Annotated in this window: 18 protein-coding genes and 2 pseudogenes; 12 read left to right on the top strand and 8 right to left on the bottom strand. The window is 69.3% G+C overall.

Features of this window, described 5'->3' with window-relative positions:
• The first annotated feature begins 221 nt into the window (after nucleotides 1-221).
• Complete coding sequence (locus ABT009_RS44325) at nucleotides 222-1,265, top strand: LacI family DNA-binding transcriptional regulator (protein WP_351308103.1); 1,044 nt, start codon at nucleotides 222-224, stop codon at nucleotides 1,263-1,265.
• A gap of 20 nt (nucleotides 1,266-1,285) precedes the next feature.
• Here ABT009_RS44325 and ABT009_RS44320 read toward each other — a convergent pair.
• The 4 genes and pseudogenes from ABT009_RS44320 to ABT009_RS44305 all read right to left on the bottom strand — a co-directional run.
• Nucleotides 1,286-2,344, bottom strand: a pseudogene (locus ABT009_RS44320) (glycoside hydrolase family 62 protein); the annotation flags it as partial.
• Between the two features lie 424 nt (nucleotides 2,345-2,768).
• Nucleotides 2,769-4,190, bottom strand: coding sequence for an FAD-dependent oxidoreductase (locus ABT009_RS44315; RefSeq protein ID WP_351308100.1), 1,422 nt, complete (start codon nucleotides 4,188-4,190; stop codon nucleotides 2,769-2,771).
• A gap of 60 nt (nucleotides 4,191-4,250) precedes the next feature.
• Nucleotides 4,251-5,282 (bottom strand): LacI family DNA-binding transcriptional regulator, encoded by a 1,032-nt coding sequence (locus ABT009_RS44310; protein WP_351308097.1) that lies wholly within the window; start codon nucleotides 5,280-5,282, stop codon nucleotides 4,251-4,253.
• 168 nt (nucleotides 5,283-5,450) lie between these two features.
• Nucleotides 5,451-9,059, bottom strand: coding sequence for a LamG-like jellyroll fold domain-containing protein (locus ABT009_RS44305; protein ID WP_351308094.1), 3,609 nt, complete (start codon nucleotides 9,057-9,059; stop codon nucleotides 5,451-5,453).
• A gap of 399 nt (nucleotides 9,060-9,458) precedes the next feature.
• Here ABT009_RS44305 and ABT009_RS44300 point away from each other — a divergent pair, with 399 nt between their 5' ends.
• Nucleotides 9,459-10,313 carry a PaaX family transcriptional regulator gene (locus ABT009_RS44300; RefSeq protein WP_351308091.1) on the top strand — a complete coding sequence of 285 codons (855 nt, stop codon included), beginning with the start codon at nucleotides 9,459-9,461 and terminating at the stop codon, nucleotides 10,311-10,313.
• Between the two features lie 33 nt (nucleotides 10,314-10,346).
• On the opposite strand, the gene ABT009_RS44295 is transcribed toward ABT009_RS44300, so the two are convergent.
• Entirely contained in the window at nucleotides 10,347-10,766 is a 420-nt protein-coding gene (locus ABT009_RS44295) for a RidA family protein (RefSeq protein WP_351308088.1), read from the bottom strand.
• 298 nt (nucleotides 10,767-11,064) lie between these two features.
• Between ABT009_RS44295 and ABT009_RS44290 the strand changes: the two genes are divergently transcribed.
• The 8 genes from ABT009_RS44290 to ABT009_RS44255 all read left to right on the top strand — a co-directional run bounded on the left by ABT009_RS44290 (nucleotide 11,065) and on the right by ABT009_RS44255 (nucleotide 19,778).
• Nucleotides 11,065-11,577, top strand: coding sequence for a cupin domain-containing protein (locus ABT009_RS44290; RefSeq protein WP_351308086.1), 513 nt, complete (start codon nucleotides 11,065-11,067; stop codon nucleotides 11,575-11,577).
• Between the two features lie 38 nt (nucleotides 11,578-11,615).
• Nucleotides 11,616-12,551 carry an acyl-CoA thioesterase gene (locus tag ABT009_RS44285; protein WP_351308083.1) on the top strand — a complete coding sequence of 312 codons (936 nt, stop codon included), beginning with the start codon at nucleotides 11,616-11,618 and terminating at the stop codon, nucleotides 12,549-12,551.
• A 65-nt stretch (nucleotides 12,552-12,616) separates the two neighbouring features.
• Complete coding sequence (locus ABT009_RS44280) at nucleotides 12,617-14,281, top strand: AMP-binding protein (RefSeq protein ID WP_351308081.1); 1,665 nt, start codon at nucleotides 12,617-12,619, stop codon at nucleotides 14,279-14,281.
• 11 nt (nucleotides 14,282-14,292) lie between these two features.
• On the top strand, nucleotides 14,293-16,674 hold the full coding sequence (locus ABT009_RS44275) for a bifunctional salicylyl-CoA 5-hydroxylase/oxidoreductase (protein WP_351308078.1): 2,382 nt from the start codon (nucleotides 14,293-14,295) through the stop codon (nucleotides 16,672-16,674).
• Nucleotides 16,652-17,101, top strand: a complete 450-nt coding sequence (locus tag ABT009_RS44270; RefSeq protein ID WP_351308075.1) for an acyl-CoA thioesterase — start codon at nucleotides 16,652-16,654, stop codon at nucleotides 17,099-17,101. Before ABT009_RS44275 ends, ABT009_RS44270 begins: the two co-directional genes overlap by 23 nt.
• A gap of 169 nt (nucleotides 17,102-17,270) precedes the next feature.
• Nucleotides 17,271-18,482, top strand: coding sequence for a serine hydrolase domain-containing protein (locus tag ABT009_RS44265; protein ID WP_351308072.1), 1,212 nt, complete (start codon nucleotides 17,271-17,273; stop codon nucleotides 18,480-18,482).
• A gap of 93 nt (nucleotides 18,483-18,575) precedes the next feature.
• Nucleotides 18,576-18,932 carry a DUF6204 family protein gene (locus ABT009_RS44260; protein WP_351308069.1) on the top strand — a complete coding sequence of 119 codons (357 nt, stop codon included), beginning with the start codon at nucleotides 18,576-18,578 and terminating at the stop codon, nucleotides 18,930-18,932.
• Between the two features lie 90 nt (nucleotides 18,933-19,022).
• The gene (locus tag ABT009_RS44255) at nucleotides 19,023-19,778 is read left to right on the top strand and encodes a dienelactone hydrolase family protein (protein ID WP_351308066.1); all 756 of its coding nucleotides are present in this window, start codon (nucleotides 19,023-19,025) and stop codon (nucleotides 19,776-19,778) included.
• 136 nt (nucleotides 19,779-19,914) lie between these two features.
• On the opposite strand, the gene ABT009_RS44250 is transcribed toward ABT009_RS44255, so the two are convergent.
• The 3 genes from ABT009_RS44250 to ABT009_RS44240 form a co-directional block, all read right to left on the bottom strand.
• The gene (locus tag ABT009_RS44250) at nucleotides 19,915-20,859 is read right to left on the bottom strand and encodes an aldo/keto reductase (RefSeq protein WP_351308064.1); all 945 of its coding nucleotides are present in this window, start codon (nucleotides 20,857-20,859) and stop codon (nucleotides 19,915-19,917) included.
• A 45-nt stretch (nucleotides 20,860-20,904) separates the two neighbouring features.
• Complete coding sequence (locus tag ABT009_RS44245) at nucleotides 20,905-21,528, bottom strand: RraA family protein (RefSeq protein ID WP_351308135.1); 624 nt, start codon at nucleotides 21,526-21,528, stop codon at nucleotides 20,905-20,907.
• Nucleotides 21,529-21,607: 79 nt separating this feature from the next.
• Nucleotides 21,608-22,831: an MFS transporter gene (locus tag ABT009_RS44240; RefSeq protein ID WP_351308061.1), complete on the bottom strand. Its 1,224-nt coding sequence runs from the start codon at nucleotides 22,829-22,831 to the stop codon at nucleotides 21,608-21,610.
• Between the two features lie 321 nt (nucleotides 22,832-23,152).
• On the opposite strand from ABT009_RS44240, the gene ABT009_RS44235 reads away from it, so the two are divergent.
• Nucleotides 23,153-23,941 (top strand): electron transfer flavoprotein subunit beta/FixA family protein, encoded by a 789-nt coding sequence (locus ABT009_RS44235; protein ID WP_351308058.1) that lies wholly within the window; start codon nucleotides 23,153-23,155, stop codon nucleotides 23,939-23,941.
• Between the two features lie 52 nt (nucleotides 23,942-23,993).
• A pseudogene (locus tag ABT009_RS44230) lies at nucleotides 23,994-24,244 on the top strand (electron transfer flavoprotein subunit alpha/FixB family protein); the annotation flags it as partial.

Here is a 24,244-nt window from a genome sequence, read left to right as displayed (position 1 = left end):
GTTGCCCGGGCCTCTGTCGCGGCGCGTACGTGCCTTTCGCGCGCCGAATACCGCTGCGTGCGGGGAGAGTTGCCTGTTCGTCGAAAGTTTCGGTGAAGTGACGAAATCTGAAGTGCCTGCACCCTAGGCGCGGTTCTGAAAGGGGGTCAAGGTTTATCGCAACATTCCATCTTTTCTCTGAAAGATTCGGCATATGAAGCCGTAACGCTAGACTCCGGCCCATGGCCGAGAGCAAGGACGTGAAGGCGCCCGGGGGCCGGAATGACCGGCCGATGACCATCGCTCAGATAGCCGAGCTGGCGGGGGTGTCGACGGCGACCGTCTCCAAGGTGGTCAACGGGCGGTCGGAGGTCGCACCGGAGACCCGCGCCCTGGTGGAGGGCGTCATCAGCACGCACGGGTACCGTCGGCTGAAGAAGCCCGCAAAGCCCGCCAGCCTGCTGGAACTCGTCTTCCACGAGCTGGAGGGGCACTACCCGCTGGAGATCATCAAGGGTGTGGAGCGGGTGGCGGGCGCGCATCAGCTGGCCATGGTCCTGAGCCGGCTGGACAGCGAGCACACACCCGGCCGGAACTGGGTCGAAGGCGTCCTCAACCGGCGGCCCACCGGGGTGATCGCCGTCTTCTCCGGCGTCACCGCCGAGCAGGGCGACCAACTACGCGCACGTGACATCCCGTTCGTACTGGTCGACCCCACAGGAGAACCAGGCCACAGCTGCCCTTCGGTGGGCGCCGGAAACTGGAGCGGAGGGCTGTCGGCCACCCGCCACCTCCTGGACCTCGGACACCGCCGCATCGCCATCATCACCGGCCCTTCGCACGCACTGTCCGCCCGCGCCCGGCTGGACGGCTATCGCGCCGCCATGGACGCCGCGGGCGTACCCCTCGATCCCCAGCTGATCCGCACCGGCGACTTCCAGCCCGCCGACGGCCTGGCCCACACCAGAGAACTGCTCGGCCTTCCCGATCCGCCGACCGCCGTGTTCGCCTCCAACGACGGGCAGGCCCTGGGCGTCTACCAGGCCGCGCACGAGGCGGGACTGCGCATCCCCCACGACCTGAGCGTCATCGGGTTCGACGACCTGCCTCCCGCGCAATGGGCCGTTCCGCCGCTGACCACCGTCCGCCAGCCCCTCACCGAGATGGCAGCCACCGCCGCGAGCATGGTGCTGACGCTTGCCCGGGGCGAGCTCCTGACCCGGAACCGGATGGAGCTCGCCACCGACCTCGTCGTCCGCGGAAGCACCGCACCGCCGAGCCGGTGATGGCCGGCGAGCCGTAGGTCTCAGTCCCTTCCGTACGCGGTCGTCTCCGTCAACAGGCCTAGCTTCCAGGGAAGTTGGTTGTAGCCGCCGCTGGCGGACGGGTCCATGCCCTGGTAGAGGTACCGGAGCCGGCCTGGGTCGATCTCCATGGTCTGGTCGACGCCCGAGCGGATCATCTCGCCGTGGCTGATGTCCTTGGTCCAACTCCCCTCGGGAAAGGTGACGTTCGACGAGCGCGCGAACGGGTTGTCTTCCGTCGCGGCGAGTGGTGTCCACTGGCCGTCGAGGCTCTTGGACGTCCAGGAGCGGAAGTAGCGGCGGCCGTCGCTGCCGATCGCCTCCACCAGCAGCAGGTAGTCGTCGGTGCCCTTGATCTTGTAGACGTTGGCGGCCTCGAACAGGGCGAACCTGGAGTCCTGCAGGGCGATCTGGGTGTTTCCGAAGCCGTTCGGGAAGTCGGCCACGGTCGTCTCCGACCGGTACAGGTGGCCGTTGTCGTCGGAGGAGAACAGGTAGCACTTGGCGGTGTCGCAGGTGACCCAGAAGTCCACCCAGTAGCCGTTGCCGATGTTCTCCTTGATGATGTCCGGCATCGCGTCCTGGAAGTTGCGCGGCGCGGACCAGGACTCGGGCTTGGACGGGTCGTCAGTGGTGGAGAACGACGGCAGACCGGTCTGGTAGACCAGATACCACTTCTTCTGCGGGGCGAAGTAGAACACCTGCGGCGCGGCACGGTAGCCGGGACCGATCGCCGACTGGTCCAGGTAGTACTGCGGCGCGTCGGCGGCCTCGGACCAGTCCTCGAAGCTGGTGTACATCAGGTTCCAGCCGCCCTGGCGGAGCGCCGTGGTCGCGTAGACCAGCCATTTTCCGTTGTAGCGGATGACCGTCGGGTCCTTGACGGCGGCGATGTCGTGGGTGGCGTCGGACTTGGGGCTGATCAGCGGTCCGCTGGAGGACCACTGGAAGGGGGCCGGAAGGTGGTTCGCGGCCGCGGCGGCGCTGCTGACCGGCAGATCGGCTGCGGCCGTGGATGCGGCCCCGGCGGCGAGGCCGGCGAAGGTCAGCGCCATGGCGGCCAGCGCCGCGCGCCAGCGCCTGCCGGTGCGGGTGACCCGCCGCGATCGCACCGCAGATCCGGCGGCGGGCGGAGCGCTGTTCAGGAAGGCGGACTTGGGTCTGAAACGTCCCACTGACTGCATTGCGGCTCCTGCGTGGGTCGTCGAGTATCGAATCGTTGAATGTTCGGTATTTCGAACGCTGTTCAATTCAGCGGACAGAAAACCGGCTGGGCGAGTTGGTTCGTCAGCGCTTCACATCAGGCATGGCACCGCCGCACGCACGACGACTGCCCGGAAACTTTCGAGGTCTTTTCCGATTGTTACGGCCCGGAACTCTAGGTACGGCCCTGAGCAGCGTCAAGACATCGCGCACGAAGTGGCGCGAGCCTTCGGCGAGTTGGTTCGCCGAAGGCTCGCAGGATCAGTAGTGCAGCGGCGCGCTTCAGGCGCCCGTGTCCTCCCGCGCCATCGGAGGCTCGGCGGGCGTCGCCGGGACCCGACCGAGAAGCACGGCCCGCGCGACCTTCGGGGCGAACAGTGCGGTGACCGGTGCGGTGAGCGTCAGTACGGAACGGAAGGCGCGGCCCACCACGGGGTCGCCGGGGTAGCGTTCCTGGACGCGTCGCAGGTACCAGCCGACGGGCCGCTCCACGGCCCGGGTGGTTACCGCGTTCCCCATCGCCCCCGGCATCGCCTTGTCCGCCCCGGCCGAAATGTCCCATGCCTGCCGGGAGGCGCCGAGGAGCGCCTGCTGCACGCGGCGCGTCGTCGGCGTGCGACGCCGGTCGGCCAGCGCGTCGCGCAGGGCGACCGCGCTCATCGCGGCGACGGCCATGCCCTGCCCGTAGACCGGGTTGAACGTGCACAAGGCGTCGCCGATTGCCAGGAATCCTGCGGGACGGCGGCCGGGACGGTCGTAGCGTCGACGTACGTTCGCGGTCTGCCGGAAGCCGAACACCGGCGACTGCGGCTCGGCTGTGCGCAGCCACGGGTGCACGAACGGATGCGGCAGCCTCTTCGCGTACGCCACGAACCCCTCCTCGTCCGTGGGCGGTTCGTCTCCGCGCAGCCCGGAGAAGGTCGCCAGATACCGTCCGTCCTCCAAGGGAAGCACTACGCCCCCGTAGACCTGCGACGGGTTGGGGACGACGTAGTATCCGAGCGACTCGGTGCCCAGATCTCCGCTCGCGTCACGGTAGATGCGGGTGGCGTAGGCGAGCCCCGTGTCGATGGACTCCTCGTGCGCGGCCTCCGCGCCGATCGCGGAGAGCCACTGCGCGGCTTTCGTGCCGCGCCCGGAGGCGTCCACGACCAGGTCCGCCTCGAGGGAGTGCTCCTTCTCCCGGCTGCCCTCGCCGCGCTCCCGCAGCAACACACCCCGTACCCGCGAGGCATCCCCCGACAGCCCGACGACACTCGTCGCCTCGACCACGGTGATCGCCGGATTGGCGAGCACCCGCCGGCGCACCAACTGCTCGAGCTGTGGGCGCGAGCCGGTGTAGATGTGCGTCGTCGCGGGCAGCCGCCGGAGCCAGCGTCCGTCCTGCCACTGCACCAGGTCCGACGGCATCCCCACCCGCGGTGCGCCCGCCGCCTGCAGCTCGTCCATGAACCCCGGAAGAAGGGCGTCAAGGGCCCGTTGACCGCCCTCCAACAGGACGTGCGCGTGGCGGCCCTGCGGCACGCCGGGACGCGGTCCGGGCTCCTCCCGGAACCGGTCACGCTCGACGACCGTCACCCGGTCCGCGTGCTCGGCGAGGACGTGGGCCGCAAGAAGGCCCGCGAGACTGCCTCCAACGACGACGGCATGGCGTCGACGCGCTCCGCCTAAGCCCCCACTTGCCGACTTTTCCTCTGAGTTCACGTACTCCGCCCCTCATGGTCAGCACCTTGATCCAGGAGCGACCAGTATCGCAGCGGAAGTTCACGCGCGGTTGGCGGGCGCCGGCAGGGCGGTGCTGCCGCGGTCGACCAGCTCGGGCGGCAGCAGCCGCAGGACGTGCGGCTCGTCCCTGGCCCCGGGGGTGGTGATACGGCGTACGAGCTGCCGCACGGCCATCTCTCCGAGGAGGTCGGGTGCGCTCTCGATGGACGAGAACGGCAGCGAGAACGTACGGGCGAACTCGTCGGAGTAGCGGCCGATGACGGACAGGTCTCGTGGTGCCTCCTGGCCGCGGGCGTGCAGGACGGACGGCAGGGCCGCCGCTGCCGCCTCGTTGTTGAGCAGCAGGCCGGTCGCTGTCGGGTGGGCGTCAAGGAGCGCGTTCAGGGACCGCCCGACCGCCGGTTGCCGCGACTCGCCGAAGACCGCGTGGAGCTGGATGCCGCGGGCCCGCGCCTGCTGCACCACCGCGTCCTGCAGCCGCCACACGTAGGCGCCGCCACGCTCCACGACGTTCTCGGGCTGGGAGACCAGGAGGAGCTCGCGGTGGCCCAGCCGGTACATGTGGTCGACCATCAGCCGGCCGGCCGCCTCGAAGTCGAGGTCGAAGACGTCGATGCCGGAGGGGTCGCCGGGCAGCCCGACCAGCGCCCCCGGCTGGGGTGCGGACCGTAGGAGCGGGAGCCGGGCGTCGTCCTGCGCGACGTTGAGCAGGACGACGCCGTCGACCATCCGGGAGCCGGTGATCCGGCGCAGAGCGCGGGTGCCGTCGGCCTCCGTGACGAGCAGGGTGTCGTACCCCAGCTCGCGTGCGGTGTCGGAGACGCCCAGCATGTACTGGAGCATGGCCGGGGCGAACTCGTCCTCGTGGAACCGGGCGAGCAGGCCGATAACCATCGTCTCCGAGGTGGCGAGGGCGCGGGCGCCGGCGTTGGGCGTGTAGCCCAGCTCCTGCGCCGCGTCCGCCACCCGTTGCCGCACCTCCGCGGAGATGGAGCGTTTCCCCGACAGCGCGTACGACGCGGTGCTGCGGGAAACTCCGGCGGCGCGCGCTATGTCGCCGATCGTGACCACGTGACTCCCTTGTCCTCTACCTCACGCACCGCACGTCCCTCACGGCCGTGCGGCCGGGACGTACCTTACGGCCGTGGGGCCGCGATGTGCCCCACGGCCGTAGGACCGCGACGTGCCTTGCGGCCGCAGGGCCAGGCGTGCCCCACGGCCGCAGGGCCGAGACGTGCCTTACGGCCGTGGAGCCGCGTATTCAGCGACCGTGATCTTGTCGATCAGCGGCGCGTACTGCGAGCGCAGCAGGATGCCGGGGAACGTGTCCGAGGCGTACGTCTTGCCGTCGAAGTTCGGCAGCTCCTCGGAGCTGAAGGTGAGCGTGTTGTCGCCCTTCTCCAGACTGACGGGGACGGTGAGTTCCCAGAAGTTGTTCTCGTGGAACGAGTGCGGGAACGTCACGCGCTGCGGCTCGGCTCCGTTGACGGAGATGTCCGCGTGCCGGACGAGCGGATCGGGATTGTAGTGGGTGGCCTCCGACTGCTCGGGGTTGGAGTACCGGATCCGCAGGGCGTACAGACCGGCCTTGTCGGCGGTGACATGGAACGTGGCCGTGTTGCCATTGCCCGGTGCGCCGCCCACACCGCGCACCGCCTGCTTTCCGCTGGCGAGCGACAGCGGCGCAGCCGTGGCGGACCCGGCAAGTTGGGCGTCCTCGGCCTCGTACGCCTTCGATCGCAGGGTGTCCTTGGTCTGCCGGACGGTGATCCGGTCCACGAGGGTCGTTCCCGCCTCTCCGGTCACCGTGACCTTGTTGACGCCCCCGGACAGGGAAACCGCCACCTTCTTGCCGGAGTTCCCCGCCAGCTTCAGCACGTCGTGACCGTTCACGGCCAGTTGAGCCGTCCCGGTGCCGAACGCGTCGACGTCGATGGTCGACTCGGTGTCGGCCGGGGAGTAGACCCAGAAGGTCGCGGTGTCGCCCTTCTCGACAGCCGCGGCGCCCGAACCGGACGCGTCCAGGTGCTTCGGCAGCCCGTACACGGGTCGGGCCCCGTCCAGCCACGCCAGCTCGCCCTCGTAGACCGCGCTCTTCACGTCGGGGTCGGGCAGGGACAGCGTCATCCGGTCGACGATCGCGTCACCCTTGGTGGCCTTGGAGCCGTCGAGGCTCTTCGCGGCGAGCGTGAGGGTGTGCTTGCCCTTGGTCAGCTCGACCTTGGTGTCGCTGTGGTCCCAGACCACCCACTTGTAGCCCAGCGGCAGCGACAGCTCCTGCTCGGCACCGCCGTCGACCCGCAGGAAGACGTTGGTGGGCCCCTGCTCCTTGACGAGGTTGTAGGTGTTGAGGGAGTTGGCGAAGACACTCAGGTCGTACGTCCCGTCCTTCGGCACGTCGACGGTGAAGTCGAGCGTCACGTTGGAGCCGGTCCGCAGGCCACCGACGTCGTACCCGCCGGAGGTGTAGAAGTTGGACACGTTGGACGGCGAGCCCTCGGGGCCGTTCTTGCTGTAGCCGGAGCCGGTGTGCGCGGCGTTCTCGGCCTCGTAGCTGCCCTTCCACAGCGTGGCCGGCTTGGTGGTCGCGGTGCCGTGCCCGGACGGGCTGAGGACGATCTCGTACGCCGACGACTCAGTCAGCTTCGGCAGACTGCCGTCGCCGAAGTCGAGTACCACCTTGCCGTCGCTGACGGGGAGTTCGGTCTCGGCGACGATGTCGGGCCGGCCGGAGTCGCCGATCTGCCCGGTCCACGGGATCTCACGCACCCAGGCGTGCACGGTGTCGCCGAAGGCCTTGCCGGGCACGTTGTCGAAGGTGATGTGGCCCTTCCCGGTGGATCCGCCGAAGATCAGCCGGGCCTGCTTCTTCTTCTCGTCGAGGGTGGCCACGCCCTGCATCGTGTAGTTCTGGCCGGGGAAGGGCGGGGTGGCCTCGACGGTGTGCCCAGACATGGAGGCGTAGGCGTTGAACAGCCACCACTGCCCGTTGCCGCGGTTGGCCTGGACGGCGGAGTCGGAGAGGTTGCCGTCGATGTTCCAGTACGCCATGTCCGCGTCGACCTTGGACTCCTCGATCGCGGAGATCCACTGGATCATCTGGCCGGGGACCGAGGTGTGGTAATTGAAGGCGTACTCGTTGACGTTGATCGGCAGCTGCTTGCCCTCGTATGCCGTGCCCGCGAAGACCTCCTTCTCCCAGGCGCGGTACTTGGCGACGCTGGTGCGGACCTGCTCGGGGTGGCTCAGCTCGTGCCAGGTGATGACGTCGGGGACGGTGCCTGCCTTGACGGTGTGCTCCAGGAAGCCCTTGACCTGGCTGTACAGGACGCTGGTGTTGGGCCCGGCGATGCGGGCGTCCGGCATCTTCTCCTTGATCAGCCGGTAGAAGTCGTCCCAGGTGGCGAAGTAGTCCTTGGGGTCGGTCAGCCAGCTGACCTTGTTGTAGCTCCACTCGCCGGTGCCGAACATGTTGCCCTCGGGCTCGTTGAAGGGCACGAAGACGATGTTGTCCTGGTACTCCTTGGGCAGTTGGAGCACCTGGTCGACCTGCTTGGCGACCTTCTCCCGGTAGATGCGCACCTTCTCCGCGGGGGTGTCGCCCTCCCACTGGTAGGGGAAGCCCCGGTGGATGTCGGTCATGTAGATGTACACGTCGCCGTTGGTGGAGTCGGCGAGCGGCTTGACGACCTCGAGGGCGTCGGCGCCCGGGTGCTGCGGGCCGTCCTGCGCCTTGGTGGAGACGGTGCGCAGGTTCATGCCCTCGATGAGGTTGTTGGTGGGCACGTCCTGGCCGTAGACGCCGTAGAGGGTGCCGGCGGCGCCGCCGTGGAAGGCTCCGGTGTCCTTCGCGAGGTCGACGGTGAGGGCGCCCTCGCGGACCACGGTGACGGTGGCGGTGACCTCCTGTCCGGCGGCTGTTCCCTTGACGGTGAAGGTGCCGGGCGCGGCGTACTTCTCGGGGGCGACGTCGTCCCAGTCGATCGCCACGTCGCGGTCGTAGCCGTCGGAGTACTCGGCGCGGACGGCGGCGGGCAGGGCGGGGGCCGTGCCGGTGGTGGTGCGCACGGTGAACGAGTTCTGCGTCAGCTTCGTCGGCTGCGGGGCTTGGCCCGCCAGCTCGGCGACCTGCGCGGATGTCAGCGCGCTGTGGTAGATCGCGAAGTCGTCGACGGCGCCGTCGAAGAGGGGGTCCTGGTAGAAGGACTTGCCGATGTAGCCGGCGAACGTGGTGGAGGCATCGAGCAGTTGGGAGGCACTGACCGTGGTCTTCGAGGACGCCACAGCGGCGCCGTCCAGGTAGGCGGTGACGCGGTCCTCGGTCGTGTCCAGCGTGACGGTGAGGGTCTTCCACTGGTCGGCGGGCAGTGGCGCGTACCCGGTGACCTGGGCCTCGCCTCCGCCGCCCGAGGTGGTGACGGCGGTACGCAGCTTGCCGTCACCGTTGTACGGGGTGGAGAACAGGTACCGGTTGGTGTCCTTGCCGAGTGCGTAGATCCACTGCCATGGCGCCGTGGTGCCGTCCCACCGCACCCGCGCCGAGACGGTCAGATCCGTAGCGTCGGCCAGCGCCGCGCGGGGCAGCCGGACGTACGCCCCGTCGGAGGTGGGCGCCCCGCCGGGCAGATTCAGGGCCGAGCCTCCGCCCGCACCGTCCACCACCTTGGCGGTCGATCCGTTGACGAGCGTGCCGTCGAGCCCGTTGCCCGAGCTGTCCTTGACGGTCCCGGAGCCGAGGTCGTCGGCGTCGAAGGTGTAGTGCAGCTTCGGGCCCGGCAGTTCGGCGGCGGTCGCGGCCGGGGCCGTCAGCCCCGTGGCCAGCAGGCCGAGGCCCAGCGCCGCGACCACCGCGGTCGGTCGGCCGGGGCCCGCCCGTCTTGCTCTCGATGCTCGTGATGCTCTTGATTGCACCATGGTTACGGCTCCTGTGCGTTGATACGTGCTCTGTCGAACCGATTCGACGACACTGCTGTCGCGGCTCTTTCGAACCGGTTCGACAGCGAAGCGTCGTCACTTTTCTTGCTCTGCAGGGCAGTGGCGCGTTCGAAGTGCCGGACGCCATACGGGATTTCGCCTCGGTGAGAATGGCGCCCCTCCTGGCACGGCGTCAACACCCGTGACACGCATTGGTTGGGAGAGGCCGAGTTCGTGCAGGCAAGAGCTGAACGGTGCCCAAATGTCCACGCAACGCTCCAGCAGCGTAGTGATGCCTGGACGACCGCCAAGGACCCGCAATATGGTGCAGACATGACGGCGGAGCTTCAGTCGCCCCGTGGAGCCGCAGGCAGGCCGGATACGCGCCTCGCGCAGCTGATCCTCACACTCTTCGGTCTGTACGCGCGTGCCGAACACAACTGGCTGTCGGTGGCATCGGTGGTGAGGCTCATGGCCGACCTCGAGGTCGAGGGGCAGGCCGTACGCTCCTCGATCTCCCGCCTGAAGCGGCGCGGGGTGCTCCGCAGTGAGCGCCACGCGGGCGCGGCGGGGTACGCCCTCGCGGACCCGGCCCTGAAGATGCTCGCCGAGGGCGACGTGCGGATCTTCGAACGCGTCCGGGCGGTCGCGGACGACGGCTGGCTCGTGGTCGTGTACTCCGTGCCCGAGTCCGAGCGTGAGAAGCGGCACGAACTGCGGTCGAGCCTGACGCGCCTGGGGTTCGGCACCGCGGCCCCTGGAGTGTGGGTCGCACCGGGCAACGTGGCGTCGGAGACGCGTCTGACCTTGGAACGCCGCGGCCTTTCCGCCTACGTGGACATCTTCACCGGCGACCACTTCGCGTACGGGGACCTGCGATCGAAGGTCCGCACGTGGTGGGACCTGGACGAGCTCACGGAGCTGTACGCGGACTTCCTGCAGCGCCACCGTCCGCTCCTGGAACGGGCGTCGGCGAGCGGGACGACCCCCGTGGAGGCGTTCCGGATGTACGTTCCGATGCTCACCGAGTGGCGGCGGCTGCCCTACCGCGATCCGGGGCTTCCGCTGTCGCTGCTACCGCCGGGATGGAACGGGGTGACCGCAGGCGCGCTGTTCGACGAGCTGAACACCGCACTGAGCGCGCCTGCGCGGGAGCACGCCCTGGCCGTGATCCACGGGAAGGGGTAGCGGCCGGCGTACGTCCCCGCCGGTACCGCCCGCTCAGGCGCGAGGCGTGACCAGTCGCTCCTCGGGGATCACCGCCACGCCGAGAATCTCGATCATCGCCTCGGGCTGCCACAGGGCGGTACAGCCGATGCCGGCCATCGCCGGGTAGACGGGGCCGGCGAGCTCGCGCCACTCCTTCCCGATCTCCTTTCCGTGGGCCTGGTAGTCGGGGATGTCGGTGAGGTAGATGGTCACGCTGACCAGGTCCTCCGGCTCGCCACCCGCCGCTCGCAGGGTCGTCAGCACGTTGCTGAACGCCTGGCGGAACTGCTCGACGATGCCTCCCGGCACGATCTTCATGTCGGCGTCGAGAGCTGTCTGTCCGCCGAGGTGGAGCGTGTTCCCCACCAGGGTTCCGTGCGAGTAGCCGCTGGGCTTCGGAAGAGCGTCCGGGTTCACGGCGATGGGCGTCATGCGGCCTCCAGTTCGGGTTCGAGCGCGGTCTGATCGCGGCTCGATCCGGTCCATCCGGCGTTGCGTATTGACAGTATCTGACGGTCGTGAAAAATACGAGACATCACAGAGGGCGCCACGACGTCGATGTCGTCAAGACCCAGAGCACCGGCGCCGGCGCCCTTCGCGACCAGATCTGCCGCACCATGCCTGCACCGCCACGACTGAACACGACTGAACAACACGGCTGAGCAAGACGGTTGAACCACACAGCTGAGCAAGCACGGCTGAACCACACGACTGAAACGGAGCCGACTCCATGGAGCCCGTCGCGCGGCATCAGCCGCAGCCTGTCGAACACAGCAGCAAGTACCGCCTCGAGGGCGACAACTCGATGTACCGGCTGGCCAGCGGGCTCGTCGCTCCGGTGGTGACCCGCGGCGGCCACGAGGACCCGGGCACCGCCGACTCGGGCGGGGCTGTCCGTATCTCGGGCGTCAGCATCCAGCACACCCCGGCCACGAAGCTGTGGTTCGGCAAGGTCAGCAACGAGCCCGGCTACCGCTCGGTCACCCACCACCACGGCGAGGCCGAGACCGGCGGATACGTCCTGTCGGGCCGGGCGCGCATCTACTTCGGCGAGAAGTTCGAGGACTACGTCGACATGGCAGAGGGCGACTGGGTGTTCGTACCGCCGTTCATGCCGCACATCGAGTGCAATCTCTCGCGTAGCAAGCCGCTGACGTGGATGACCACCCGGACGCCGGAGAACATCGTCGTCAATCTGCCCGACGTCGCCGACGCGGACCTGCGCGACTGGCTGAACCGATGACGCGCCCGGCACCCGGACCGACGACGACCTCAGACCCGATGACGACCGAGACGGCCGACGCGCTCCCGACCTCCGCGATCTTCACCGCGGCCGTCACGCTGACGCCCGCTCAGCCCGAGCACTTCGACCTCGCGTTCACCGCCATCACCCAGCCCTGCCCGTGGCCGAAGGCGTACGGCGGCGACCTGGTCGCCCAGGCCACGGCCGCGGCCATGCGGTCGGTGACCGACGGCAAGACGCTGCACTCGATGCACAGTTACTTCCTGCGCCCGGCCGACATCGGGGCCGAGGTGCGCTACGAGGTGGAGCTGCTGCGCGACGGCCGCGGCTACAGCACCCGGCAGGTGCGCGGCTACCAGAACGGCAAGCCGCTCTACGTATGCCTGGCCAACTTCGCCGCGGGCGAGCCCGGCGGGACCTTCCAGGCCGAGTTCACCGATGCCGTCGCCGAGCTCACCGATGCCGTCCCCGATCCCGAGGAGCTGCCCAGTTCGGCGGAGTACCTCGCGGAGCGCAGTGGTGGCTCGATGACCCAGAAGTCGAAGGCCTACTGGTCAGGCGGCCGGAGTTTCGACATGCGGCATGTGCCCGGCCCGGTCTACCTCACCGTGGAGGGCAAGCAGGTTCCGCACCAGGCGGTGTGGCTGAAGCCGTTCGACCCGCTGCGGCCGGTCGAGGGGCTGACCGATGCGCAGCGGGACCTGGCCGCACTCGCGTACGTCTGCGACTACACGATCCTCGAACCCGTCCTGCGGGTCCTCGACCTGCCGTGGGCCAAGCCCGAGCTGGTCACGGCCAGCCTCGACCACGCCATGTGGTTCCACCGCCCCGGACCGGTCGGCGACTGGCTCCTCTACGTCCAGGAAGCCGTCGCCGCCGACGCCGGCCGCGGCCTGGGCACCGGCCGTTTCTTCACCCTCGACCACCGTCACCTGGCCACTGTCGTCCAGGAGGGCATGATCCGCACCGCCTAGACCCGCCGCCCCGCCGGCGGGCTCCCGGAAGGACGCCTCCGTTGACAACTCCGTCGACCCCTCCGTTGTCTCTTTCGACCTCGGCACATCTGGACACCTTCGCCCGCGACCACCTTCCTCCCGCGCACCTGTGGCCGACGATCGAGTTCACCACGCCGGAGCTGCACTATCCCGAGCGGCTCAACGCCGCCACCGAGATCATCGACATCCCCGTCTCGACACTCGGGCCCGACCGCCCGGCACTGCGCACACCGGGAGGCGAGACCTGGACCTACGGCGAACTGCAGAAACGGGCCAACCAGGTCGCCCAGGTGCTGACCGAGGACCTCGGTCTGGTGCCCGGACAGCGCGTCATGCTGCGCTCCCCCAACAACCCCTGGACGGTCGCCGGTTGGCTCGGCGTACTCAAGGCCGGCGGCATCGTCGTGACCACCATGGCCGCCCTGCGCGCCCGCGAGATCGCCCCGGTCGCCGAGCGGACGCAGCCCTCGATCGCGCTGGTGGACCACCGGTTCGCCGAGGACGCCTATACCGTCCGGGACACCACACTGCCGTCCCTGACGGTCGTCGAGTACGGCGGTACCGGTCCGGACGATCTCGTGGCCCGCGCCTCGGTCAAGTCCGGGCGGTTCACCAACGTGGAGACCGCCGCCGACGACGTGGCGCTCCTCGGGCCGACGTCCGGCAGCACGGGGGTACCGAAGATCACCATGCACTTCCACCGCGACATCCTGTCCATCGACAACACCTTCGGCCGGCATGTGCTGAGACTGGTCGCGGACGACGTGGTCTCCTGTTCCGCCCCGTTCGCCTTCACCTTCGGTCTGGGCATGCTCGTCGTGTTCCCGCTGCGGGCCGGCGCCTGCGCCCTGCTCACCGAAACGGCCACTCCGCTGCAGCTCGCAGAGCTTGTCGAGCGGGAGGGCGTGACGGTGCTCGCGACGGCGCCCACGGCGTACAAGGCCGTCCTGCGCGAGGGGAAGGAGCAGCAGCTCGCCGGGTTGCGGGCCGGGGTGTCGGCGGGCGAGCACATTCCCCAGGACATCTGGGAGCAGCTGCGCGACAGGCTCGGGCTCAGGGTCATCGACGGCATCGGCGCGACGGAGCTGCTGCACATCTTCATCTCGGCCGCCGGTGACGACATCCGGCCCGGTGCCACCGGGAAGCCGGTGCCGGGTTACCGCGCCACCGTCCTCGGCCTGGATGGCTCGGAGCTCGGTCCCGGCGAGCCGGGGCGGCTCGGGGTCATCGGCCCCGTCGGCTGCCGCTACCTCGACGACGAGCGCCAGAAGGACTACATCGTGGGCGGCTGGAACGTCACCGGTGACATCTTCCACCGGGACGAGGAGGGCTACTTCCACTACCACGCCCGTAGCGACAACATGATCGTCTCCTCGGGGTACAACATCGGCGGGCCCGAGGTCGAGGCCGCCATCGACACCCACCCCGATGTGGTCGAGGCCGCCGTCGTCGGCCGCCCCGACACCGAGCGCGGCTCCGTCGTCTGTGCCTTCGTCGTACTGCGCGACGGGGTGCCGGGCGATGCCGCCAAGGCCAAGGAGATCCAGGACCACGTCAAGCAGGTCCTGGCTCCGTACAAGTACCCGCGCGACGTGCGGTTCTGCGAGTCCCTGCCGCGCAACTCGAGCGGCAAGCTGCAGCGTTTCGCGCTCCGCAAGATCGTCGAGGACGAGCAGGCCGCAGTCGCCGTGCCCGCCTTCGAGCAGTGAGAGGAACACCTTTGAAAATCGCGATCGTCGGCGGTGGGCCCGGTGGCCTCTACTTCGCTGCTCTGATGAAACAGCTCGACCCGTCCCACGACATCACCGTCTGGGAGCGCAACGCCCCTGACGACACGTTCGGCTTCGGCGTGGTGTTCTCCGACGAGACGCTCGGCGGCATCGAGAACGCCGACACCGAGTTCGCCGACGCCATGGCGAAGCGTTTCGCCCGCTGGACGGACATCGACATCCACGTCCGCGGTGAGCACCACACCGTCGGCGGCCAGGGATTCGCGGCGATGAGCCGCAAGGAACTGCTCCGCCTGCTGCAGGAACGCTGCCGCGACCTGGGCGTCGTCGTGCACTACCGGACGCTCGCCCCAGTCATCGAGGACCTCCGTGCGTCGTACGACCTGGTGGTCGCGGCCGACGGCCTCAACTCCCAGGCGCGGGCGGCCTACGCGGACGTCTTCCGTCCCACTCTGGACCGGCGCCACAACAAGTACATGTGGCTCGGCACGGACCGGGTCTTCGAGGCGTTCCAGTTCTTCATCAAGCAGACGGAGTGGGGGACCATGCAGGTCCACGGCTATCCGTACTCCGAGAGCGGCTCGACCTTCATCGTCGAGATGCACGAGGACGTCTGGCGCCGGGCCGGCTTCGACGCCACCGAGGGGGTCGAGTTCGCTCCGGGCGTCTCCGACGAGAAGGCCGTCGAGCGCCTCCGCGCGCTCTTCGCCGAGGAACTTGCAGGCCATGAGGTGTTCGCCAACAACTCGAAGTGGCTCAACTTCACCACCGTACGCAACGAGCGGTGGCACCACGGCAATCTCGTCCTCGTCGGCGACGCCGCGCACACCGCGCACTTCTCGATCGGGTCGGGCACCAAGCTGGCCATGGAGGACTCGCTCGCCCTCGCCGCCTGTCTGCACGAACACCCGGACATCGAGGGGGCGTTGACGGCCTACGAGACCGAGCGGCGCTCCGTCGTCGAGTCCACGCAGCGTGCCGCGCAGGCCTCGCTGGAGTGGTTCGAGAACATCGGCATGTACGTCGGCCAGGAGCCGACCCAGTTCTGCTTCAACCTGCTGACGCGGTCACGCCGCATCACGTACGACAACCTCCGCACGCGCGACGAGGAGTTCGCCGACCGCGTCGATGCCGCCTTCGCCACGTCCCAGAGGCTGGACAGCGTGGCGCCGGCGATGTTCCAGCCCTTCCGGCTGGGGCAGTTGGAGCTGAAGAACCGGGTGATCGTGTCCCCGATGGACATGTACTCCGCCGTCGATGGCGTGCCTGGCGACTTCCATCTCGTCCACCTAGGTTCCAAGGCCATGGGCGGTGCGGGGCTGGTGATGACGGAGATGGTCTGCGTCTCGCCCGAGGGCCGTATCACCCCGGGCTGCACGGGTCTGTGGACCGACGAGCAGCGCGACTCGTGGGCGCGGATCGTGTCCTTCGTCCACGACCGCAGCACCGCGCGCATCGGTCTCCAGCTGGGCCACTCGGGCCGTAAGGGCTCGACGCGGCTCATGTGGGAGGGCATCGACGAACCGCTGCCGGACGGCGACTGGGAGATCGTCGGCCCGTCGCCACTCCCCTACGGCCCCGGCTCGCCGGTCCCGCGGGAGCTGACCCGCACAGACATGGACAAGATCGTCGCGGACTTCGTCGCCGCGGCGCGACGTGGTGCCGAGGCGGGCTTCGACCTGCTCGAACTCCACTGCGCGCACGGCTACTTGCTGTCCTCGTTCCTCTCGCCGATCGCGAACCACCGCACCGACGAGTACGGCGGTCCGCTGGAGAACCGACTCCGGTTCCCCCTGGAGGTGTTCGACGCCATCCGCACCGTCTGGCCGGCCGAGCGGCCGGTGATCGTGCGCATCTCCGCGACCGACTGGGTGCCGGACGGCAACACCGAGCACGATGCCGTCGAGATCGCCCGCGCGTTCGCCGCGCACGGGGCGGACGCGATCGACGTCTCATCGGGCCAGGTCGCCAAGGACGAGCGGCCCGCGTTCGGCCGCTCCTACCAGACGCCCTTCGCCGACCGGATCCGCCACGAGGTCGCCGCCGCCACCGGCACGGCGGTCATCGCGGTCGGCGCCATCGCCTCGTACGACGACGTGAACTCGATCCTTCTGGCAGGCCGCGCCGACCTGTGCGCCATCGGCCGCACCCACCTCTACGACCCGCACTGGACCCTGCACGCGGCGGCCGAGCAGGAGTACCGGGGCGCCGCGGCGGAGTGGCCGGTGCAGTTCAGGGCCGGCAGCCGGAAGCCGCCGACCTCGCGCACCGACGCCGTACGACCTCGCCTCTCGCTCCTGCGGGCCGACGAGTCCGACCGGAACACCCACCTGCGATGGACGCCGTCCCGTGAACCCGCTTCCGTCGCGTGAGCCGGTGGACGGCACCGGGTTCGCCCGTGCCGTCCATCGTTCCCGGGTGGAGTGGATGGACACCGACGCCGGCGGGCACCACCACAACACGTCCATCGTGCGTTTCGTCGAGTCGGCCGAGGCGACGCTGATACGGGAGCGGGGGATCACCGGCTACTTCGGCGTCGCGCCACGTGTGCGGTACGAGGTCGACTTCGCGTCCCCTCTGTGGTTCGAGCAGGAGGTCACGACGACCGTCGCTCTCGAACGCATCGGGACGTCGTCCCTGACCTTCCGGTTCGAGGTGTGGGGCGAGGCGGTCGACGGCCACCCGCGGCAGCTCGCGGCGTCGGGTCGCTACGTCACGGTCCACGTCCCCCGGGGCGGGCGCGAGAGTGCGCCGTGGCCTGCGGAGTGGGTCGACGCGCTGAAGGCGGACGCTGCCTGACGCGGCGCCCGTTCAGGGAGGGCAGGGCCGGTGTCCGGATTCCGGGCACCGGCCCTGCCCTGGTAGTCCCAGCTCATCCCATATTCCCAGGTGGGCGTGTGACGAAGGGAATGATCGATCATCGATCAAAGAGGGATAGGGTGGCTCCGACGCACGGACGGGAGAGGTCATGCAGATCCACGAACCGGACACCCAGGGCACGTTTCTCCAGGGCACGGCAGCCGACGGCTTCGAGGCCGTCCGCGATGCCTTTGCGGCGAACTTCACGCAGCTCGGCGAACGCGGTGCAGCCGTCGTCGTCTATCAGGACGGCCACCCGGTGGTCGACCTGTGGGGCGGCACCGCGGACGCCGACACCCCCGAGGGCGGGGGCCGGCCCTGGACCGAGGACACCGGGCAGATTCTGCGCTCGGCCACCAAGGGTGTGGCCGCCACGGTCCTGCTGCTCCTCGCCGACCGCGGCCGGATCGACCTGGACGCCCCGGTCCGCGACTACTGGCCTGAGTTCGGGGCCGCGGGCAAGGAGCACATCACCGTACGGCAGTTGCTCTCCCATCAGGCCGGAGTGGCCGCGCTGAACACTCCCCTCACCGCCGCACAGGCCGGGGACGGAATCACCGGCCCGGCGGCGGTCGCCGCACAGCGCCCGCTGTGGGAGCCCGGCACCGCCCACGGCTACCACGCACAGACCTTCAGCTGGCTGGTCGGCGAGCTGGTCCGGCGGGTGGACGGGCGCTCGCTCGGCACCGTACTCGCCGAGGACGTCACCGACCTGCTCGGCCTGGACCTGTGGATCGGTCTGCCCGAGGACCAGCAGGACCGGGTGGGCCGGATCGCCGCCGTCGAGCCCCCGGCCCCGAGGGACGGCACGCTGCGGATGCGGCCTCGCCGTGAGGTCGCCGAGGCGTACACCGACCCGAACTCGATCACGCGTCGCGCCTTCGGCACCGTCTCACCCTCCCCGGACGAGAACGACCCGGCCTGGCGGGCGGCCGAGCTGCCGGGGTCCAACGGCATCGCCACCGCACGCGGGCTTGCCGGACTCTACGCGGCGCTGGGCGAGGGACGGATCCTCACCCCGCGGATGCTCACCGAGGCCCGTACCGAGCAGGCCGCCGGACGCGACCAGGTGCTGCTCGCCAGGACCCGCTTCGGCCTGGGATTCATGCTGCACAGCCCGGCATCCCCGATGAGCTCGCGTGCGGCCTTCGGCCACCCCGGGCGCGGCGGTTCCCTCGCCTTCGCCGACCCCGAGCTGGGCATCGCCTTCGCCTACGTGACCAACGGCATGCAGCCCACGGTGACCAGCGACCCCCGCGCCCAGTCCCTGGTGCGTGCGGTCCGCGAGTCCCTCCCCGAGCGCGTCCCGGCTGCCGCGTAGCCCCGGGGCCGGCCGTCGAAGCCCGCGGGCCGGATCAGCCTCCGAAAGGCAACCCGGTGGAGCCGCACTGATCGCGCTGCTTAAGGTCAGGGGATGAGCACTCGCACCTTCCGCATCACCGTTCGCGGTGTCTTCGACGGGCTCAGCGCAGACCAGCGCGCCGAACTCGTGGCCCACACGCACGAACACGACGTGCTGCACGCCGCCTTCACCCCCGAGGGGCACCTCAGCTACGACATCGCCGCCCGGCCCGCCTTCACCTTCCGTTTCCAGGACTCGGGAGAGGCCGAAGAGGACATCCTGGAGGCGACCGAACGGGCTGAGGCCGCCGCGGAAGCCTGGCTGACCGAGCGCGGCTACGGCTACAAGAACCTCAGGTCCAAGGCCGAGGACCTCTCCCAGGCGCCGCTCGGCAAACGGCAGCGCCGCGCCGCCGCCCAGAGCAGCTGACGCCGAAGCACCGAGACGATCCGAAGGCACGGCGCCTCGACCGGGAACGGCCACGCCGAGCCGGCGCAAGGAAAGGAAGAGCAAGCACCCATGACCACCGTGCATGGAACATCCGTGGACATCCCCACTCCGGACGGCACGGCCGACGCCTACCTGGCCTACCCCGACGACAACACCCCGCACCCCGCGGTCCTGTTCTACATGGACGCGTTCGGACTGCGGCCACAGCTGAAGAAGATGGCCGACCGCCTTGCCGAAGCCGGCTACACCGTCCTGGTGCCCAACGTCTTCTACCGCCACGGGCGTGCCCCGGTGGTCGAGGTACCCGACTTCATCGACACCGCCGAGCGCCCGGAGATCTTCCAGCAGATCGGCCCGATCATGCAGTCACTGACCCCCGAGCCGGCGATGCGCGACGCCGACGCCTACCTCCGCTGGCTCGCCGACTGCCCCCAGGCCACCGACGGGCCGGTCGGCATCACCGGCTACTGCATGGGTGCCCGCCTGGCCCTGCGCACCGCCGGAGCCTATCCGGACCGGGTCGCCGCCGCGGCCGGCTTCCACGGCGGCGGTCTGGCGACGGACGCGCCCGACAGCCCGCACCTGGTGGCCGACCGCATCACCGCCGAGCTCTACTTCGGCCACGCCGACCAGGACCACTCCCTGCCGCCCGAGCAGATCGAGCGCCTCGACAAGGCGCTCACCGAAGCGGGCGTCCGCCACCAGACGGAGGTGTACGAAGGCGCGCACCACGGTTACACCCAGGCCGACACCGCCCAGTACAGCGCCGAGGCGGCCGAACGCCACTGGACGGCGCTGTTGTCGCTCCTGAGCCGCACTCTCTGACGCGCGCCGCAGGCAAAAGTTCGACCGGGTCTGCCGGGCGGCGGGAAGCCGCCCGGCGGGTGTGGGAGGGGCCGGGGTCGTCGATGGCGTGCCCTTCGCCGTCGACCTGACCCCCGGCCCTCACCACCGTCCGCGCTTACGCGGACGCGGCGTCCAGCTTCGCCAGCTCCTCACCTGTCAGCTTGAGATCGGCCACCGCGACCAGGGCCGGCAGCTGCTCGACCGTACGGGCACTGGCGATCGGCGCAGCCACCGTCGGCTGGGCGGCGAGCCACGCCAGTGCCACGGTCGCGACCGCGGCACCGCGCTCCTGCGCGATCTCGTCGAGTGCGGCGAGGACGCGGACACCCCGCTCGCTCTGCAGGTGGGCGGCTGCACCCCCGGCCCGTGGGCTGTCGACCGTAGTACCCGGCCGGTACTTGCCGGTCAGGAAGCCGGAGGCCAGCGCGTAGTACGGCACGGCGGCGAGACCGGCGCGGTCGGCGACGGTCTGCAAGCCGCCTTCATAGGTGTCGCGGGAGACCAGGTTGTAGTGGGGCTGCAGCACGGTGTAGCGGGCCAGGCCCGTACGGTCGGAGAAGTCCAGGGACTCCTGGAGCCGCTCCGGGCTCAGGTTGGAGGCACCGATCGCCCGCACCTTGCCCGCCCGTACCAGCTCGTCGAGGGCTGTGATGATCTCGTCGACGGGCACGGTCGTGTCGTCGAAGTGCGTGTAGTAAAGGTCGATGTAGTCGGTGCGTAGGCGGCGCAGGGACGCGTCGGCCGCCGCCTTGATGGTGGTGGCGGAAAGCCCCTTGTACTGCGGGTGGGCCCCGACCTTGGTGGCGACGACGACGTCAGCCCGGTTGCCGCGCGCGGCCAGCCAGTTGCCGATGACGGTCTCGGACTCGCCTCCCTGGTTGCCCCCGACCCACGCGGAGTAGGAGTCGGCGGTGTCGACGAAGTTGCCGCCGGCCTCCGCGTAGGCGTCGAGTACGGCGAAGGACTGCGCCTCGTCTGCCGTCCAGCCGAAGACGTTGCCGCCGAGAGCCAGCGGGAAGACCTCGAGAGCGGATGAGCCAAGCTTGCGTAGGGAAGTCATGCCAAGATCAACGCCCGCATCGGACGGACGTATTCCGAGCGTCGGTCACTCCTCGAAGCCACGCTCGCTGAGGATCTTGTTGATGCGGGTGCGATGCGCCGCTTCCCAGGCGTCGAGGGACTCGTCGGCCTCTTTGGCGAGCTTGGCCTGGGCCGCGAGAAGCAGCTCCTCCTGGCGGGTACCGGGAACGACCACGACGCCCTCCTCGTCGGCCACCACGATGTCGCCGGGACCCACCTGCACACCGCCGCACCGGACCGGGAGGTTGAGCGGCTCGACGGCCGACTTGGTGCCGGGGATGGGGATCACACCCCGGGCGAAGACGGGAAAGCCGATCTCGCGTGCCTCGGCGACATCGCGGATCACCCCGTCGAGCACGAATCCCGAGACGCCTCGACGCTGGGCGACGGCGCAGACGTTACCCCCGGCAAGTGCGTAGTCCACGTCGCCCGACTCCACAACGATGACCGAACCCGGCTCCGCGCGGTGGATGGCGGCGTGCAGCATGAGGTTGTCACCAGGAGGGCACCGCACGGTGAAGGCCGGGCCCGCCAGGCGCGGCGTCGCGGGCCACAGGGGCCGGATGCCGATGTCCATGACCTGCTCGCGTCCCAGGAGGTCGGCGAGGGTGGTGGTGGGAATGCTGGTGAAGCCGCCGGTGTCGTTGATGATCTCTCTCCTTCGTTCCGCGTCCGCGAGGACTAGCCTGCCCGGCAAGAAATCTTGATGTCAAGATAAATTGGCGGACTCACGCACCGGCCTGCTTGACGCGGACAGCGCGGGCACGGACCACGAACGGCCTTGAAACGACGGTGATGACGACGGAGACGATCGCAAGAGCGGTGACCGCGACCCCGGGGGCGACCTGCTGGGCGACGCCGCCTGCGATCGCTGCACCGATGCCCTGCCAGGTCATCCGGCCGGCCGACTCGACGCCCTGGACCTGACCGCGGACCGGATCGGGGGTCAGCTCGAGAAGCTGCTCCTGCAGGGGCAGGGTGGCGGCGAACCCGGCACTGGCCACGAACACCGCGACCATCACCACCCCCATGGGCGGGTGGATCGCAAACAGCAGGTAAGGCGCCGCCAGCAGCAGGCGCAGGGCGTACGCATAACGGCGTCGCCGGTCGGCAGTGAGCAGTCGCCCGACCGTCAGGTCCCCGAGAAGCATGCCCGCCGATCCGGCGGCCAGCAGGGCGCCTGCGTGATCCGGGGCATAGGAGATGAACAAGGCCTCGCAGCCGACGATCAGGCCGTTGGGGACCCACAGGTTCAGCAGCAGCGCCCGCTGCCCTGAGTGGGAGAAGAGAGCGATGTTCGTCGTCCAGGTCTGACGCAGTCCGGGGCGACGGGTCAGACGGATCGAGTGTTCTCGGACGGTCGTCGCCACTACGACCGAGCCGAGGCTGGTAAGCGCTGCTGCGACGACGAAGACTTCTTGCGGGCTCAGGTACCGCAGCAGCACGGCGCCGACGGCATAGCCGAGGATCGCCATGCCACCCGAGGTGATGTTCATCAGCGAGCGCGCCAACACATAGGCAGAGGTCGGCACGGCTTCGGCGAGCAGCCCCATCCGTGCGCCCGTCCCGAGCGACTGGAAGAATCCGAGCACCAGGAGCAGGCCGAACCGGGCAGCCAACGGCAGCCCCGGAATCGCCTGCGCGGCAACCCCGACCAGCGAGACGCACTGAAGCACGACGATCGTCCGGCGAGGACGGCTCCCGTCCGCGACCGACATCAGCGTCAATGCACCGAGCACCGTCGCGAACGTGGCGCCGTACATGCTCACGGCCGTCAGGAACGGGGATCGGGTCTGGTGGTCGACCAGGGTGCCGAGCGCGAAGCCCGACAAGGTGCTTGCCGCGACCGTGAGTGTGAAGCTGGCGTACAGGCCGGCGAACTCACGGTTGCGGAGCAGGGATCGGTAGCTGGTGGTGGGAGGCGCCGTGGGCGCGGAGGTGTCGGAAGGCATGAAAAAAGCCTCCGGACACACGCATTGGGCGCGCCGAAGGCCAACACGGGGATTTTAACACGGCGTTGATCCGGCCCGCCGCGCCATCGACATATGGCATCGAGTTCCCCAAAAGCGAGGAACTAAGTTCCCTTCAGCGAACGTAGGGCAGGGCGGCACATTCGGCTTCCGGCGATGACGTTCTCGATCTTGTCGGCCATACGCAAACCACGCCGGCCGACCCCGCATTAGTCCCACATCACCAGGTCCGGGACTGGATCGATGGCACTGGGTGTGCTTAATTTAGGGCACTGAGTGCCATCACTGCCGAAGGGACCTTCAGTGAGTCTGAGGATCGTTGTCACTGTGAAGTACGTGCCCGACGCCACTGGCGATCGGCACTTCGCCGATGACCTGACCGTCGACCGTGACGACGTCGACGGGCTGCTGTCGGAGCTGGACGAGTACGCGGTCGAGCAGGCGCTGCAGATCTCCGAGAACTCCGACGACGACGTGGAGATCACCGTTTTGACGGTGGGCCCGGAGGACGCCAAGGACGCGCTGCGCAAGGCGCTGTCGATGGGTGCCGACAAGGCGATCCACGTGGAGGACGACGACCTGCACGGCACGGATGTGATCGGCACGTCGCTGGTGCTGGCCAAGGCGATCGAGAAGGCCGGCTTCGACCTGGTGGTCTCCGGTATGGCCTCCACCGACGGCACCGCCGGTGTGGTCCCGGCCCTGCTGGCCGAGCGTCTGGGCGTCCCGCAGGTCACGCTGCTGTCCGAGGTGTCCGTCGAGGACGGCGTGGTCAAGGGCCGCCGCGACGGTGACACCGCGTCCGAGCAGCTTCAGGCGTCCCTGCCGGCGGTCGTGTCCGTGACGGACCAGTCGGGCGAGGCCCGCTACCCCTCGTTCAAGGGCATCATGGCGGCCAAGAAGAAGCCGGTGACCTCCTGGGACCTGGAGGACCTGGAGATCGAGGCGGACGAGGTCGGTCTCGAGGGCGCCTGGACCACGGTCGAGGCGGCGGCGGAGCGCCCGGCCCGCACGGCCGGCACGATCGTCAAGGACGAGGGCGAGGGCGGCAAGCAGCTCGCGGAGTTCCTCGCGAGCCAGAAGTTCATCTGAGGCCCAACCGACTCAACTTCCTTAAGACTTCGCACCCGCAGGAGAGCAACCCATGGCTGAAGTTCTCGTCTACGTCGACCACGTGGACGGTGCCGTCCGCAAGCCCACCCTGGAGCTGCTGACGCTGGCCCGCCGTATCGGTGAGCCCATCGCCGTCGCGCTGGGTGCCGGTGCCGAGGCGACGGCCGCCACGCTCGGTGAGCACGGTGCGGTACGCGTCCTGACCGCCGACGCGCCTGAGTTCGCCGACTACCTGGTCGTGCCGAAGGTGGAGGCGCTGCAGGCCGCGTACGAGGCCGTGTC

The sequence above is a fragment of the Streptomyces sp. NPDC002896 genome (assembly GCF_040295225.1).
Taxonomy (GTDB): Bacteria; Actinomycetota; Actinomycetes; order Streptomycetales; family Streptomycetaceae; genus Streptomyces.
This window is presented reverse-complemented; position numbering and strand designations above follow the sequence as displayed.

What these genes read in the sequence shown, in the direction of transcription:
- ABT009_RS44240 (WP_351308061.1), bottom strand. Translation starts at nt 22,831, where the DNA reads ATGCCTTCCGACACCTCCGCGCCCACGGCGCCTCCCACCACCAGCTAC.
- ABT009_RS44250 (WP_351308064.1), bottom strand. Translation starts at nt 20,859, where the DNA reads ATGACTTCCCTACGCAAGCTTGGCTCATCCGCTCTCGAGGTCTTCCCG.
- ABT009_RS44265 (WP_351308072.1), top strand. Translation starts at nt 17,271, where the DNA reads ATGCAGATCCACGAACCGGACACCCAGGGCACGTTTCTCCAGGGCACG.
- ABT009_RS44290 (WP_351308086.1), top strand. Translation starts at nt 11,065, where the DNA reads ATGGAGCCCGTCGCGCGGCATCAGCCGCAGCCTGTCGAACACAGCAGC.
- ABT009_RS44300 (WP_351308091.1), top strand. Translation starts at nt 9,459, where the DNA reads ATGACGGCGGAGCTTCAGTCGCCCCGTGGAGCCGCAGGCAGGCCGGAT.
- ABT009_RS44285 (WP_351308083.1), top strand. Translation starts at nt 11,616, where the DNA reads ATGACGACCGAGACGGCCGACGCGCTCCCGACCTCCGCGATCTTCACC.
- ABT009_RS44260 (WP_351308069.1), top strand. Translation starts at nt 18,576, where the DNA reads ATGAGCACTCGCACCTTCCGCATCACCGTTCGCGGTGTCTTCGACGGG.
- ABT009_RS44325 (WP_351308103.1), top strand. Translation starts at nt 222, where the DNA reads ATGGCCGAGAGCAAGGACGTGAAGGCGCCCGGGGGCCGGAATGACCGG.
- ABT009_RS44295 (WP_351308088.1), bottom strand. Translation starts at nt 10,766, where the DNA reads ATGACGCCCATCGCCGTGAACCCGGACGCTCTTCCGAAGCCCAGCGGC.
- ABT009_RS44255 (WP_351308066.1), top strand. Translation starts at nt 19,023, where the DNA reads ATGACCACCGTGCATGGAACATCCGTGGACATCCCCACTCCGGACGGC.